Source organism: Kurthia sibirica, from assembly GCF_003143975.1.
GTDB lineage: Bacteria > Bacillota > Bacilli > Bacillales_A > Planococcaceae > Kurthia > Kurthia sibirica.
The window spans coordinates 58,942-72,418 of the sequence record NZ_QFVR01000012.1; the positions used below are offsets into that span (position 1 = coordinate 58,942).

The 13,477-nt window shown below is 35.3% G+C and carries 15 protein-coding genes; 5 read left to right on the plus strand and 10 right to left on the minus strand.

The genetic code is table 11. The features are described 5' to 3' along the window. Window positions 1-39 precede the first annotated feature (39 nt). Genes DEX24_RS10115 through DEX24_RS10125 form a run of 3 tightly spaced genes read left to right on the plus strand, consistent with a single transcriptional unit; the run spans window position 40 to window position 3,541 of the window. Window positions 40-1,797: an ABC transporter ATP-binding protein gene (locus DEX24_RS10115; protein ID WP_109306315.1), complete on the plus strand. Its 1,758-nt coding sequence runs from the start codon at window positions 40-42 to the stop codon at window positions 1,795-1,797. A gap of 15 nt (window positions 1,798-1,812) precedes the next feature. Then, a complete protein-coding gene (locus tag DEX24_RS10120; protein ID WP_109306316.1) occupies window positions 1,813-2,496 on the plus strand; it encodes a response regulator transcription factor in 684 nt (227 codons plus the stop codon). Beyond that, a complete protein-coding gene (locus tag DEX24_RS10125; RefSeq protein WP_109306317.1) occupies window positions 2,486-3,541 on the plus strand; it encodes a sensor histidine kinase in 1,056 nt (351 codons plus the stop codon). The genes DEX24_RS10120 and DEX24_RS10125 overlap by 11 nt, the downstream gene beginning before the upstream one ends. 24 nt (window positions 3,542-3,565) lie before the next feature. Here the strand turns inward: DEX24_RS10125 and DEX24_RS10130 are convergent, their stop codons facing one another. The 3 genes from DEX24_RS10130 to DEX24_RS10140 form a co-directional block, all read right to left on the minus strand. After that, window positions 3,566-3,889 carry a YnfA family protein gene (locus tag DEX24_RS10130; RefSeq protein WP_109306318.1) on the minus strand — a complete coding sequence of 108 codons (324 nt, stop codon included), beginning with the start codon at window positions 3,887-3,889 and terminating at the stop codon, window positions 3,566-3,568. A gap of 29 nt (window positions 3,890-3,918) precedes the next feature. Then, entirely contained in the window at window positions 3,919-4,401 is a 483-nt protein-coding gene (locus DEX24_RS10135; protein WP_109306319.1) for a GNAT family N-acetyltransferase, read from the minus strand. Window positions 4,402-4,511: 110 nt separating this feature from the next. Further along, window positions 4,512-5,261, minus strand: a complete 750-nt coding sequence (locus DEX24_RS10140) for an alpha/beta hydrolase (protein ID WP_109306320.1) — start codon at window positions 5,259-5,261, stop codon at window positions 4,512-4,514. A 242-nt stretch (window positions 5,262-5,503) separates the two neighbouring features. Between DEX24_RS10140 and DEX24_RS10145 the strand changes: the two genes are divergently transcribed. Both DEX24_RS10145 and DEX24_RS10150 read left to right on the plus strand, forming a co-directional pair. Continuing rightward, window positions 5,504-5,782, plus strand: coding sequence for a hypothetical protein (locus DEX24_RS10145; protein ID WP_109306321.1), 279 nt, complete (start codon window positions 5,504-5,506; stop codon window positions 5,780-5,782). A gap of 93 nt (window positions 5,783-5,875) precedes the next feature. Further along, on the plus strand, window positions 5,876-6,226 hold the full coding sequence (locus tag DEX24_RS10150) for a YxeA family protein (protein ID WP_170112911.1): 351 nt from the start codon (window positions 5,876-5,878) through the stop codon (window positions 6,224-6,226). Between the two features lie 34 nt (window positions 6,227-6,260). Here the strand turns inward: DEX24_RS10150 and DEX24_RS10155 are convergent, their stop codons facing one another. From DEX24_RS10155 to brnQ, 7 genes are all read right to left on the minus strand, one after another. Then, on the minus strand, window positions 6,261-6,887 hold the full coding sequence (locus tag DEX24_RS10155) for a hypothetical protein (RefSeq protein ID WP_109306323.1): 627 nt from the start codon (window positions 6,885-6,887) through the stop codon (window positions 6,261-6,263). A gap of 219 nt (window positions 6,888-7,106) precedes the next feature. Further along, window positions 7,107-8,063, minus strand: a complete 957-nt coding sequence (locus DEX24_RS10160) for an aldolase catalytic domain-containing protein (RefSeq protein ID WP_109306324.1) — start codon at window positions 8,061-8,063, stop codon at window positions 7,107-7,109. 96 nt (window positions 8,064-8,159) lie between these two features. Further along, complete coding sequence (locus DEX24_RS10165; RefSeq protein WP_109306325.1) at window positions 8,160-8,792, minus strand: hypothetical protein; 633 nt, start codon at window positions 8,790-8,792, stop codon at window positions 8,160-8,162. A gap of 42 nt (window positions 8,793-8,834) precedes the next feature. Continuing rightward, window positions 8,835-9,488, minus strand: a complete 654-nt coding sequence (locus tag DEX24_RS10170) for an ATP-binding cassette domain-containing protein (RefSeq protein WP_109306326.1) — start codon at window positions 9,486-9,488, stop codon at window positions 8,835-8,837. Further along, a complete protein-coding gene (locus DEX24_RS10175) occupies window positions 9,485-10,672 on the minus strand; it encodes an ABC transporter permease (protein ID WP_109306327.1) in 1,188 nt (395 codons plus the stop codon). The genes DEX24_RS10170 and DEX24_RS10175 overlap by 4 nt, the downstream gene beginning before the upstream one ends. Window positions 10,673-10,814: 142 nt before the next feature. Next, entirely contained in the window at window positions 10,815-11,771 is a 957-nt protein-coding gene (locus tag DEX24_RS10180; RefSeq protein WP_109306328.1) for a bile acid:sodium symporter family protein, read from the minus strand. A 136-nt stretch (window positions 11,772-11,907) separates the two neighbouring features. Next, window positions 11,908-13,233, minus strand: coding sequence for a branched-chain amino acid transport system II carrier protein (gene brnQ, locus DEX24_RS10185; protein ID WP_109306329.1), 1,326 nt, complete (start codon window positions 13,231-13,233; stop codon window positions 11,908-11,910). Between the last annotated feature and the right edge of the window lie 244 nt (window positions 13,234-13,477).

Genomic DNA, 13,477 nt, shown 5'->3' on the forward strand with positions numbered 1-13,477 from the left:
AAGTAGTCTATATACTCATTTCATGTACTGAAGATTGCTTTGAAAGGAAGAATTAATTTGAAAAAAGAAAAAGGTTGGAAGCGATTCCTACGACTCTTAAAAGAAACAAAGCCACCGAAACTATTAATTGGTATTGCCTTGCTCCTCACTTTAGGTTCAACCGCCGTAGCATTAATGGTTCCGTTATTTACAAAAAATCTAATCAATGATTTTACTGTCAACTCGATTACCGCCTCAACGATCAGCATTTTAGTAGGCGCTATTTTACTCCAAGCACTTGCTTCTGGTTTTTCCATCTATTTACTCAATCGTATCGGCCAAACAATTGTAGCCGGTATCCGACAAAAATTATGGAAAAAACTATTAGTATTACCGATTGATTATTTTGACGAACATCCGTCAGGTGAAACAGTTAGCCGTATGACCAATGATACGACTATTGTAAAAACACTAATTTCTGACCATACAGCCAATTTTATCGCTGGTATTATTTCAATCATTGGTGCAGTAATCGTGTTATTCATGCTAGATTGGCGCATGACGGCTGCGATGTTTGTCGCATTTCCATTGGCGGCACTTGTACTCGTACCACTTGGTAGAAGAATGTTCTCGATTTCAAAAGAAACACAAACTGAAACTGGTAAATTCACCGCATTATTAACGCAGGTTTTATCAGAAATTCGTTTAGTAAAATCATCGAATTCTGAAAAAATAGAAGAAGAAAATGGTCGCAAAGGCATTCATAACCTTTTTATCTTTGGTTTGCGTGAAGCGAAAATCAATTCATTAGTAGGACCTATAATGAATCTTGTTATGATGGTTTTATTGGTTGTCCTACTTGGTTATGGTGGGATGCGTGTTTCTTCTGGAGCATTATCTGCTGGTTCTTTAGTTGCATTCATCATGTATTTATTTCAAATTATTATGCCGATTGCTCAAATTGCTGATTTCTTCACTCAATTTCAAAAAGCGTCAGGTGCAACAGAACGCATTATTGAAATCATGGATGCCGATTCAGAATTAGATGGTACACAAGAAGTACACAATATGGAACAAGTAATTACAGTAAAAAATGTACATTACGCTTATAAAGAAGATACACCCATATTGAAAAATATTAACTTTGAAATTGAACCTGGTAAAGTAACAGCTATTGTCGGGCCAAGTGGAAGTGGTAAAACAACGTTATTTTCATTATTTGAACGCTTCTATACGCCACAATCTGGCGATATTTTATTGGGTAATCAATCGATTCAAGACTTCTCATTATTATCTTGGCGTAGCAAAATTGGCTATGTATCACAGGAAAGTCCCATTATAGCAGGTACGATTCGTGACAATATTGTTTATGGTTTAGAATATGAAGTAACGGATCAGGAAATTGATACGGTTATTAAAATGGCTTACGCTGATCAGTTTATTACTAATCTTGAAAATGGTATCTATACGGAAGTAGGCGAACGGGGTATGAAGCTTTCGGGTGGTCAACGCCAACGTCTAGCGATTGCTCGAGCATTTTTACGTAATCCGAAAATTCTCATGCTTGATGAAGCGACATCAAGTTTAGATAGTAAATCTGAAAAAGTTGTCCAATTAGCGCTCGAACAATTAATGTCTGGTCGTACAACAATTGTCATCGCTCATCGACTTTCGACTATTATTAATTCAGATAAAATCATTTTCCTAGAACACGGTGAAATAACTGGTTCTGGTGTACATGAAGAACTATACCATACCCATGCACTCTACAAAGAATTCACCGATCAACAACTGCATAGTCGCATAGAGATGTCTTAAAAGGGAGTGGAATCTATGACAACATTATTGATTGTTGATGATGATGATAATATTAGAGAACTTTTACAGCTTTTTTTATCGGCAGAGGGGTATCAAATTATACAGGCAGAAAATGGTGTAGTCGCCCTTGAAAAACTGGATATACAAAAAATTGACGCTGCTATCATAGATGTCATGATGCCAGAAATGGATGGTTGGGAACTTGTTGAAGCCATTCGAAGCTATAGTGATATTCCTTTACTCATGCTGACTGCTAAAGGTGAAACTGCGCAAAAAGTACGTGGTTTCTCGCTTGGTATAGATGATTATTTAACAAAACCTTTCGAACCTATCGAAGTTGTTATGCGGATCAAAGCATTATTGAAACGCTATAAAATTGCTAGTTCTCAGCAAGTAACTGTTGGCTATTTAACGCTTGATCATCATTCCAATAGCATTCAACTTGGCAATAATACGATTCAAATTCCTCAAAAGGAATTTGAATTACTGTTCAAGTTTGCTAGTTATCCAAATAAAACATTTTCACGTGCCCAACTAATAGAAGATATTTGGGGATACGACTATGAAGGTGATGAACGAACGATTGATGTGCATATTAAACGTTTACGTGAACGTTTTTCAGAAGCACAAGTCGGTTTTAAAATCGCGACCATTTGGCGTCTAGGTTATCGATTGGAGTTTACACCTAATGAAAAATAAGCTTAAAATGCTTTTTGGTTTTCTACAAATGCTTTTTTTCTTTGTCGCCTCTATGTCACTGTCCTATTGGCTTATTTCTTTATTACATGTAAAGGCCGCACCATTCATTATATTTTTACTAACTCTTTTTTTAGGCTTAAGCATTATGTTCACGACCGCTATGATTATTCATTTCTTCTCAAAGAAAAAACAATTACATGTCTATTTAGAAATAATCGCTGCACTCAGGAAAATTTCGAATGGAGATTTTTCCGTCAAACTAGCGACCCCAGATACTACACGTTCTGAATTTAGGTCCATTATTGAACAATTTAACGATATGACATCTAATTTACAACAGATGGAGACCATGCGACAGGAATTCATCTCCAATGTTTCCCATGAAATCCAAACACCTTTAACATCCATTAAAGGTTTTGCACAGGTTTTAAGAGCTGCTGATTTATCAGAAGAAAGCCGACTACATTATTTAAATATAATTGAAGTAGAAAGCCATCGTCTATCAAAATTAAGTGATAATTTATTAAAATTAACGTCTTTAGAATCTGAGCAACATCCTTTTGAAAAAACAACCTACCGCTTGGATCAGCAATTACAAGATTGTTTACTTGCAACGGAACCCGCATGGTCTAACAAAGAAATTGAACTTGATTTACAGCTTGAAAAAATGACTATTTATGCAGATAAGGATCTTATGAGTCAAGTTTTCATTAATATTATCCACAATGCGACGAAATTCACGCCAAATAACGGAAAAATAGTTATCCACAACTTTAGAAATGCAAACGAAGAAATAGTTATCCACATTACCGATAATGGCTCTGGTATTTCCTCAAGCGAACTTCCTTATGTTTTTGAACGTTTTTATAAAGCCGATGCGTCAAGAAATCATACATTAGGTGGTAACGGTCTTGGTTTATCCATCGCTAAAAAAATTATTGAGTTACATGATGGCGTCATTCATGTAACCTCTACACCACATGTAGCAACCACTTTTGAAGTGCGTTTCCACATTAAAAAAGGAGCTCAGATCGCAGGGGATTAAACATCCGCTCGATCTGAGCTCTTTTTAGTGTCTTGGTGCAAATAAAATAATCACAACACCAATTATACAAACACCTGCACCAATAAAATCATAAAGATCTGGCATTTTTCGGTCGATGCCCCATCCCCATAATACCGACATCACGATGAATACCCCACCATATGCTGCATATACACGACCAAATGTCGGAAATGATTGATAGGTCGCAATAATTCCATATGCAATGAGTAAAATCCCTCCAAAGACGCCAAGAGACAGGCCTTTCCCTTCTCTTAACCATTGCCAAATTAAATAGCCACCACCAATTTCAGCTAAACCAGCAATAATGAATAATAACATAGCTTGCATCTAGTCATAATCACTTCTTTCAGTTATTTTTAAAGAGTTAAACACATACGAGTTGTCTTTAACACATGAGTATGAAATAGTTCATCGTACTCGTCAATCATCATAAATTTTTTTGCTTTATAAAAATTTATTGCACTCTCATTATCTGTTTCTACACTAATATATATTTTTTGTGGTTGAAGATTTTTTATGCCATATTCTAACAACTGTGTACCTGCCCCACTATTTTGTTCAGACGGCAAAATATAAATAGCTGATAACTCCAATGCACCATTGGCTTTAGGTTGTGAAAAATTTGCAAAACCGATGACTTCCTCTACTGTTTCTACGACATAGAATGGTGTTGATTCTACTCTTTTTTCGAGAACATCTTTGCTATAAGCCATCGCTAAAAAGTCATCTTGTACTTGTATGGGTATTATATTTTCATATGCAGAATGCCAGCTTTCAATCGCAATCTTACGCACGATCGATATATCATCTTTTGTCATAATTCTGACTGTTGTTGTCATTTTTACACCCCGTTTTTAAATAATAACATTTATGGTAATCATATTTAATTTTAACAAATAAAAGGATTACATTACAATAACAAAATTCTTTTTTTCTAAACAATTGTTTGTCACCTATTATTTTTCCATTGCAAACTATTTAAAAATTGTAAAATATCTTCATTAACTGCATCCTGATCTGCGCTCATTGTCAGAAGATGACCTGCCTCTTTATAATGACGTAGTATCGTTCGTTGTGATGAACTATTATTGATGATATAGTGTGCACTTTCCTTATAAAGAATATCATCTTGCTCACCATACATCGTTAGAATTGGTATATTAATTTCTGCTAAATTTGCTAACTGTTCATCGATAAATCTTGTAAATTGCGGAATGATTTCCATTTTAGCAGCCTTTAAATCCATAAGTGCTTGCTGCCTTTCTAACGGTGTTTTGTCCTCATATTGCATATGATTTTTCGCATAATGAACGACACGCTTACGTAATATTACTTCATCCCGCGCTAACGGAATAGACATTGTAACCAGACCAACTGGTGAAAGTTCATAGGCTGTTTTCAATGCTAAAATAGCACCTAGAGAAATTCCTACAACGGCAATTTCTTCAAATCCTTCATCCTCTAAATGTTCATATGCAGCTTGCACATCTGCCCACCACTGCGCTGGTCCATATCGTAGTAATTCTTCTGCTGCTTGACCATGACCACTATACATAGGTGCATAGACACTATAACTGTTTTTTGCTAAAAATTTCCCCAGTTTACGTAGATCAATCGTTGAACCTGTAAATGAATGTAATAATAAGACCGCTTTTTTTCCTGCTGTAATTTGAAATGGTCTCGGTGCTAAAAATTTCATCAAGTTTAACCTCCGCTTGTTTTATATAAATAGTATAGCTATATGATGCTCTTTACGATATGATAAAACTTATCGCTCCTATGATCTAGAGAAAAAAATTTTCTACTATAAACCTTGTTATACCAGTTTATATAGTCTTTTTTCAAAAAAAACAATCATTTGTCGAGTTTAAAAGTTTGCAAATAATACGTTTTTTTTATAGACTAAGTTTCGTCAGTTTTTTAGAAAAGAGGGTGAATATTGTGGATGACTCGTTGCATTTCTTTGTCATTTCTACATCTGCAGGATATTTTGCTCCACAAGGTTTTGTTGAGAACATAGACGAAGCAACTGCTTATATATGTGAAAACCGAGCAAAAAACGCAGCATTAACTATAGAAGGTACCGTGCTATTACAGACGATATCATTTGAAGAATTAGAACAACAGCAAGCCCAGTTCCCATTAGAATTTTCATCATTATATTCTGCGGAAGAACAAGCTGCTATTCATGATGTCTGTAGCCAACTACAGATTGTCTAGGTCTCAGGTCTGAGGTAAAACTACAGACCGAGACCTTTTTTCTTTCATTCTTTTTTCGATATGATGATTCTATCAAGAAAGGATGTCAGTAAATTGAAACGTCTATTCAAATTTTTATTCATGTCTAGCTGTGTCATAGCCGTTATTTTTGGCAGTACATATGTAATTTTTGGAGATCGCTATCTACCATGGGTCAAAAAAGAAATCGTCTATATAGGCATCCATGCCGACGATGGGATTCAACAGGCTACTACGAATCACTACTATTACGAAACAAACGGGGTCACACCACAAGGAAAAAAGCGTTTAGTGACGTTCAAGAGTCCACAAAAAATGACGAAGGACGTCTATTTGAAACTCGTTTTAAAGGGCAATTATATCGTATCCTCGGTCGTGGTGGAACAAAGGGCTATGCCGAATAAGGTCTTCAATCGCTTACAGTAAAAAGCTGGAAATCAACAGGGATTTCCAGCTTTTATTATTTAAATGTTAATAATGTAATATGATTATTTTCATTAACTGTCAGTTCAAGTTTTTGGCTAGCATGACTCAAACAACGAAAAGCAATGGAATTTTTGCGTTTATCATTTAACAAGGTGTTCATAACAATACTCGTCGTATTAAATTGACGTAATTGAGACAATAAACGTTCAAATTCTTCATCATAATAATTTTCTAATAGTTCTGATTTCACCTCAAAAACACCCCGTTGTGGAAACCAAGAGCGATCTATTTCACGTGATTTTCTACCAAATAAATCTTCAATTATTGGATTCAATGGTCTGCTCAGTATTTCTGTGATGGATGAGGGGCGCACATATTGTAACATTAACTCAAACGGCTGATCTTCATGATGAAAAATCCTCACTTCTTTGAAATGTAATAATAATTCTTCAATCAGTGCAGAGGATGGATTGTCTTGAATTGATAAATGTAAAACCGTACTTTGCTCACTATCGAATGCTGCCAAACAATAAAACTGGGTTAATACCGAATATTTTCGTTTTACATCTAGTGGTAACTTGAGTTTTTTCGCTCTAAATTCTTCAATTTCTAAGTTTGCTTCGAGAGGAAATAATTGCTGCCTTTCCAACCAATCATACATTCACTTCACTCCATTCTTTCTGACAAATAACATGATGTATCTATTCCCTAAACTAGATATTATTAACATCTTATTACAGAAAATAAAAAATTGTCTCCGCAATAAATCAAGCGTTTTCCAACAAATTGGCGCGATAAGAAATCATTCAACTAAGTAGATTTCTATCTTGTTATTTGTTATAGAACGCTTGATTTATAGTGAGACAACTACTTGAAGGTCTTATTTAATGTCTAGATGTGATTCGACGCTCGTTAATTTGTTGTAAAAACCCAAAAAATTATCTTTATCCTCTGTTTTACGCATGGCAATTGCACTGCGCGGGTGTTCATTGAACAGCCCAGTTAGTGCGTAGGCTGTATTGTAACCCCATTCTACTTCTTTACGTAGAGGTACGAAACGTTCATCAATGAGTTTTAAGATAGGTTTCATATCATATTTTGATGCTGTTAAGTGGCCGAGTATTAACTCTGTTTGACAGTTTCCTGCACCACGCCCCATACCAAAGACAGAGGTATCTAAATATTCAATACCTAGCTCAATTCCATGTAAGGTATTTGAAAATGCCATCTGCAAATTATTATGTGTATGAATACCTAATTTTTTAGATGGTGCATGCTCTTTAAATAATGATGTTAAATGTTCGATATCACGGTTGAACAAGCTACCAAACGAATCAACGATGTATGCGATATCCGCAGGACTTTCATTGATTTTTTGCAATGCATCGATCAAATGTGAATTAATAGAGTTTGATACGGCCATAATATTGATAGCCGTTTTATAGCCAAGTTCGTTGAAGCTCGTAACTAAATCAATCGCTTTGTCGACATCTTTTAAATAGCAAGCTACGCGAATCATTGAAAAAGGACTATCATCACTATGAAGGAAATCTGTAGGATCGACGCGACCGATATCTACGATTGCTGATAATTTAGTTCCTTTGATTTCTGGGATAACTTCTTTGATGAAGTCATCCTCACAAAAGCGCCATGGACCACAATTTTCAGCGTCGACTAGCTTCGGTGAGTTCTTATAGCCGATTTCCATATAGTCGACGCCAGCAGCGTTTAGTGCCTCATAAGTATCACGTACGAAATCAACGCTAAAATCCCAATTATTTACTAATCCACCGTCTCTAATCGTACAGTCTACTATTTTTACATTTTTTGATTTCATTGTCGTCTCTCCTGTCCTTTTTTAAAATAACTATGATTATACCACAAAACTGAATTTTTTAAATATTTATTTTATTAAAAAAACCGCTATGAAAATTCAGCGGTTTCTCGTCCAAACATTTAATGGTCCTAACGCTGTCCATCCACTATGCAGTGCATTGTTTAAACCTTCACCTGCATCAAAACCGACAACTGGAAAATCAGGGAAAAAATTAGCCAATACTGCGGGGATTTCTTGGCGTACTAACTTGTCACCAAAAACCGCTGTAATGCCCATGACATCATGACTATGATAGGCTGCGAAACCACCAAAATCGTCTTTATAAAAAAACAGCGCATGTTGATCTTCTAAGATGGTTGGCAAAACAATACTTTGTAAAGCCGCTTTTTGCGACCAATTCTCTAGTCCTTCTTCATCATGAATCCACCGCCAGTCGCCACTATATGGCACAACGGAGGATGAAGTAATCCATTGCGCATGAAAAATAGTTGAAAAATCGGGTACGGAAAACTGATTAAAACTATCAAATATTGTATTTGCCGTAGCGATTAAATCAGGTAAAGTTGCTTCTTTTACCAATGAAATAATATCTGGAAAATAACTTGGCATGGAGGTGTTGGCAAACCAAATCATGTCATCTTTTTGCGTGGGAATTCTATGTGTTTTACTGATTGCCTCACACCAATCTGAATAATTGATGATCGCATTCATTAACAAATCACGTTCCATATCATCACCTCTTTAACTATTACTACCCAAAAAAAGTTAGCTTTAGTTAGCTTCAGCGTTTTTTTCAATAAAATCAATTGTATAGTGACGATCACATTGTGTCATCAGATGTTCATCAGACAAGCCTATAATAATAGTGACTCCATCATTTTTCAACAGACGTAAAAAGCGTATAATCGAGGTGATTTCTTCATCATTAAGCCCTTTAAAAGGCTCGTCTAAAACAAGAATGGCCGGTGAATTTAATAAGGCTCGTAAAATAACCATATACCTTTGTTGTGCATACGTAAGGGTAGATGCCTTGTTAGCCAATAATGACTGTACGCCAAATAATCTGCACTGCTGCTCTAAACGTTGATGTTTTGTCGCATCCATACGACTTGCAGATGATTGAAAATAATAGGGCATTTCAATATTTTGTATAAAAGTCATACTTGGCAACAAATACATTTCATATGGTACATAACCAATTTTTTCTTGTCTCATTGCCGATAAATCATCTAAATCCTTCGTTTCATTACGATGGTAGTCCAGATGATAGGTGCCAGACTCTATCTCCCTTAATCCAACAATAATTTCTAATAATACTTTTTTATGCTCGCCAGAAATAGCTAAAAACTCACCTTTTTCAACGACCAATGTTACTTTATTTTTATATGGTGTTACCTGAACATTATTTAAATTGATTTTTGTCATCGGCCCACCACCTCTTGTATAGTCGTTCTATTTTTTAAGATAATCATCAATAACAGCACTAGAACGAGGCTACCAAATACGTAAAACACCAGCTGTAGGATTGCCATTTGTGACACGATAAAGAATGGTATAAGTGGTATTAACCAACCAAGTGTAATCATGATTAGCCATTCGATACGCACATATTTAAATAGTTCACGTTTCCTCATTCCCGAAAGGACGAGTATCGTAAAAATGGTTTGTTGTCGTTTATTACGCAGTGGTTGTAAGACGAATAAAGCAATGGCACTACCTATTGATATCGCGAGAAATAGTCCCCAAATAAATGTTGAATTTGCCTTCACAATACTATTAAAAATATTAACCACATTTCCACCTGCTCCAACAATTGCAACCGACCAAAAGTTCGCTTTTGTTGAAATCTCTGTCATAACATCCCGAATACCAATTTTCGAAGCTGTTGATAATAACATAGAGTTAGCTGAATTCATAAGCGATGCATGAGCGAATGTATCCGTTTCAGCAGGTGTTTGTGCATAATGTTGTGTAGGGAATAAGACGGCATGACTCAAACCTTGCTGTGCTAGTTCAGCCGTTACGATTGTTTGACTTGAAGCTAAAAACCCAATGATTTTCGCTTTCACCTTCGTATCGAATACCTCGATTGTTAAAGATTGACCTACATCATATAAATTAAAAAAGCTACTACCTAAAACCACTGGCAATGGTTGATCTGGTGAATAATCTTGAAATTCCTTCGCCGTAAAAAATCGACCAGAATCTAATTCAAACGAATTTAATTTTTGGGCATATTCATTAACTTGTATGCCAAGCACAGGGGAAGCTCCTGCCTTTTCTTTTTTCTTCAGTGGTGTAAAATCTTCTCCCCCAGAAAACTGACTAATGTACATATCTACATTCTTGGCTACATACGGCGTAGCTTTATTGGAACTTTTCAGCTGCTCGTCAAAATTGTGTAATTGCTCGATTGTCGCATCGTTTTTTAAAACGGACAAACTATAGCGATTCATGCCATTAAATGATGTACCACCCTTCGCTTCATTCGTAGAATAAGTCGAATGTAAAATGACTAAATAGAACGTCGAGAAAAATAATACTGCTACTAAAGCCAAAATAATGTTATACAAACGATTCTGCTGAAACAATATGAACAAAGCCTTCACTATTTTTTCCACCTTTATGATTATTACCTTCTATATGCAAGTTTATACGTTAAGCGCACTTTGACGCAATGAAAAGAGTTGCCCTTTTGAGACAACTCTTTTTTCAAGAATATAATGAGTAATTAATAGGACGCTGAAAGTATTACATTGTTGCGACTTTTATTGATTTATTTTTTTGATATTTCTCAAAAATTCTATAAAAAATAGCAGCTAATACTTGCTGAAATAACATGCCAAATACGATGGGCATAGCTACTTTAGCTGGAAAATAAGTAGTGGCAATAACAACACCCACAGCAATATTTCTCATACCCCCAGTAAAAAGAAAAGTGGCGATATCTGTTGTATTTTTCCATAAAAAGTGACCCATTAACAAAGCGAATGCATAACCTGAAAAAGCGAGACAAAACACAACGATTATGACGATAAATAACTCACCATTGACCGTTAATAAATACGGTGCGATGACACTACTATTAATCATAACGATGGCAAAAATACTCAGTTTTGAAAAAGGTGCTAATAATGGGCCCCAACGCTTTTGAATTTTCCCTTTTGACAACTCATTTAACAGGATTCCTAAAATAGATGGTACAACAATCATCCATAATAAATCGAAAATAAGTGATGTCGTATCAAAATGAATCGACTGACCTGCAATTATTTTCAATAAAAACGGCATTATAAATGGTGCTAACAACGTGTCAATCAGTATAATTGACAAACATAGAGGTAAGTTACCTTTGCTAATATTCACCCAAATAACACTCGTAACACCTGTTGGTACCGCAACAGACAGCATAAAACCAATTGTCAATAAATGATCATCAAAAATAACAACGGATAAAAAATATGCCCATATTGGCATCAGTATATGTAAAAAAGCAATGCTCATTAGGATTAATTTAGGATGTTTTCGGACACCTTTCACATCTCCGAATGTCATGTTTAGGCTACTAGCAAACGTCATAAAAGCAAAAATCAATGGTATTAGAAATAATAATTGATGACCGATATCCTTCAATAATACACCTAATATAAGACTCAACGGTGTTAGAATCGGCATCCATTTTTGTAAAAATAAATTAAAAATCCGCATGACATACAGGACCTCTTTCACTGGTTTTGTCCTCTCATCCTATCAGATTATACAGTTTACTGGAATGGATTTTTACTCTGATCATGCAAATAAATATTGAAAAATAAAGGTATCTCTCAAATATAATTAATTTACTTCATTTGAAAATAGCACCCATAATCCCACCAATAACTGCTGGTACAATCCATCCTAAACCAATTGAATAGAATGGAAGAATCGTTTCATAAAAAGTTGATATATTCGTTAAGAATGCCATACTTGCTTGGGGAACACTGAGTACTAAAGCATTGTATCCATCAATTATACTTACGAAAAATGTGAAGAATATCGCACCACTATAAATTCTTTGTCGCCCTTTGAAAAGTGGTGATAGCAATGTTAATAAAATTAATACAATCGCTAGTGGATATAAGAACATTAAAACAGGCACAGCAAATTTAATCATATTACTCAAACCCACATTCGCGATTGCAAAAGAAACAAAGCTCAATAAAAAGACAAACCACTTATAGCTAATCTTAGGATAGATTTCGTGGAAAAATTCACTACATGAAGTGATTAAACCAATGCTTGTTTTCAGACAGGCTAATATAATAATTATTGCTAATAATAGACCACCCAATGGACCAAAGAAGTGCTTCGCGACTGCAGCAAATATTAAGCCACCGTTTTCAAAACTGCCGACAGCAGATAGACTCGATGCGCCCATATATGTTATGCATGTATAAATAACGGTCATGAGAGCCATAGCGAATATACCAGCCTTCCAAGTGGCGTTGGCAATGTCTTTAGTCGAAGTAATACCCTGACGCTTAATAGCATTGATCACGACAATCCCAAATGCCAAAGAGGCAAGCGCATCCATCGTGTTATACCCTTCTTTAAAACCTGTCATAAAAGCTTGATTGACATAATCCCCCATCGGATTTTGAAAATTCCCCATCGGCTTTACTATGCTTGTAATAATCAATACAAAAAGAAATAATAAAAATGCAGGTGTTAAATATTTACCGATATAATCCATAATTTTTGCAGGATTTAAAGAAAAATAATAAACGATTAAAAAGAATATAAAACTAAATAATGCTAATACAAACGTCATATTTTCTGGCGCTATAAATGGCTCAATACCCACAGTAAATGGGACGGTTGCCGTTCTTGGGATGGCGAAAAAGGGACCTATTGTTAAATAGAGGGCAAATGAAAATAGAAGGCCAAACTTTGGATGAACACGATTACCTAAATCGCGTAGTCCATTGCTACCCGATAAACCAATAGCCAATATTCCCATGAATGGCAAACCGATTGCTGTTACAAGAAAACCGGTTAAAGCCATCCAAAAATTTGTTCCCGATAATTGACCAAGCTGAATAGGGAAAATTAAATTTCCAGCACCAAAAAACATGCCAAATAACATTGTTCCAATAATTGCGTAGGTAGAAAATGAGATTTTTTTCTTCATTATTGCTCCTTATGATATTAATTTTTTATTTCAAATAGTATTTTAAGTATATTAACAACTTTTTCAAGGAACAACAACCACTATTTTCCCAAAAAAAAAGAAGAGCCTGGGACAGAACAAAAATCGTATGTCTTCAATACGAATAATCAAATCAATCGAACGCGCAGAAAATGACTCCTGTGGGAATAGCATGAGTTGAAAACCACAGGATGCAGTGACAAGGCGTTTGAAGCCATGTCCGCGG

Bases quoted from the DNA above. Each gene is read 5' to 3' on its own strand.
- DEX24_RS10120 (WP_109306316.1), top strand. From the start codon at position 1,813: ATGACAACATTATTGATTGTTGATGATGATGATAATATTAGAGAACTT.
- DEX24_RS10125 (WP_109306317.1), top strand. From the start codon at position 2,486: ATGAAAAATAAGCTTAAAATGCTTTTTGGTTTTCTACAAATGCTTTTT.
- DEX24_RS10130 (WP_109306318.1), bottom strand. From the start codon at position 3,889: ATGCAAGCTATGTTATTATTCATTATTGCTGGTTTAGCTGAAATTGGT.
- DEX24_RS10135 (WP_109306319.1), bottom strand. From the start codon at position 4,401: ATGACAACAACAGTCAGAATTATGACAAAAGATGATATATCGATCGTG.
- DEX24_RS10140 (WP_109306320.1), bottom strand. From the start codon at position 5,261: ATGAAATTTTTAGCACCGAGACCATTTCAAATTACAGCAGGAAAAAAA.
- DEX24_RS10155 (WP_109306323.1), bottom strand. From the start codon at position 6,887: ATGTATGATTGGTTGGAAAGGCAGCAATTATTTCCTCTCGAAGCAAAC.
- DEX24_RS10160 (WP_109306324.1), bottom strand. From the start codon at position 8,063: ATGAAATCAAAAAATGTAAAAATAGTAGACTGTACGATTAGAGACGGT.
- DEX24_RS10165 (WP_109306325.1), bottom strand. From the start codon at position 8,792: ATGGAACGTGATTTGTTAATGAATGCGATCATCAATTATTCAGATTGG.
- DEX24_RS10170 (WP_109306326.1), bottom strand. From the start codon at position 9,488: ATGACAAAAATCAATTTAAATAATGTTCAGGTAACACCATATAAAAAT.
- DEX24_RS10180 (WP_109306328.1), bottom strand. From the start codon at position 11,771: ATGCGGATTTTTAATTTATTTTTACAAAAATGGATGCCGATTCTAACA.
- brnQ (WP_109306329.1), bottom strand. From the start codon at position 13,233: ATGAAGAAAAAAATCTCATTTTCTACCTACGCAATTATTGGAACAATG.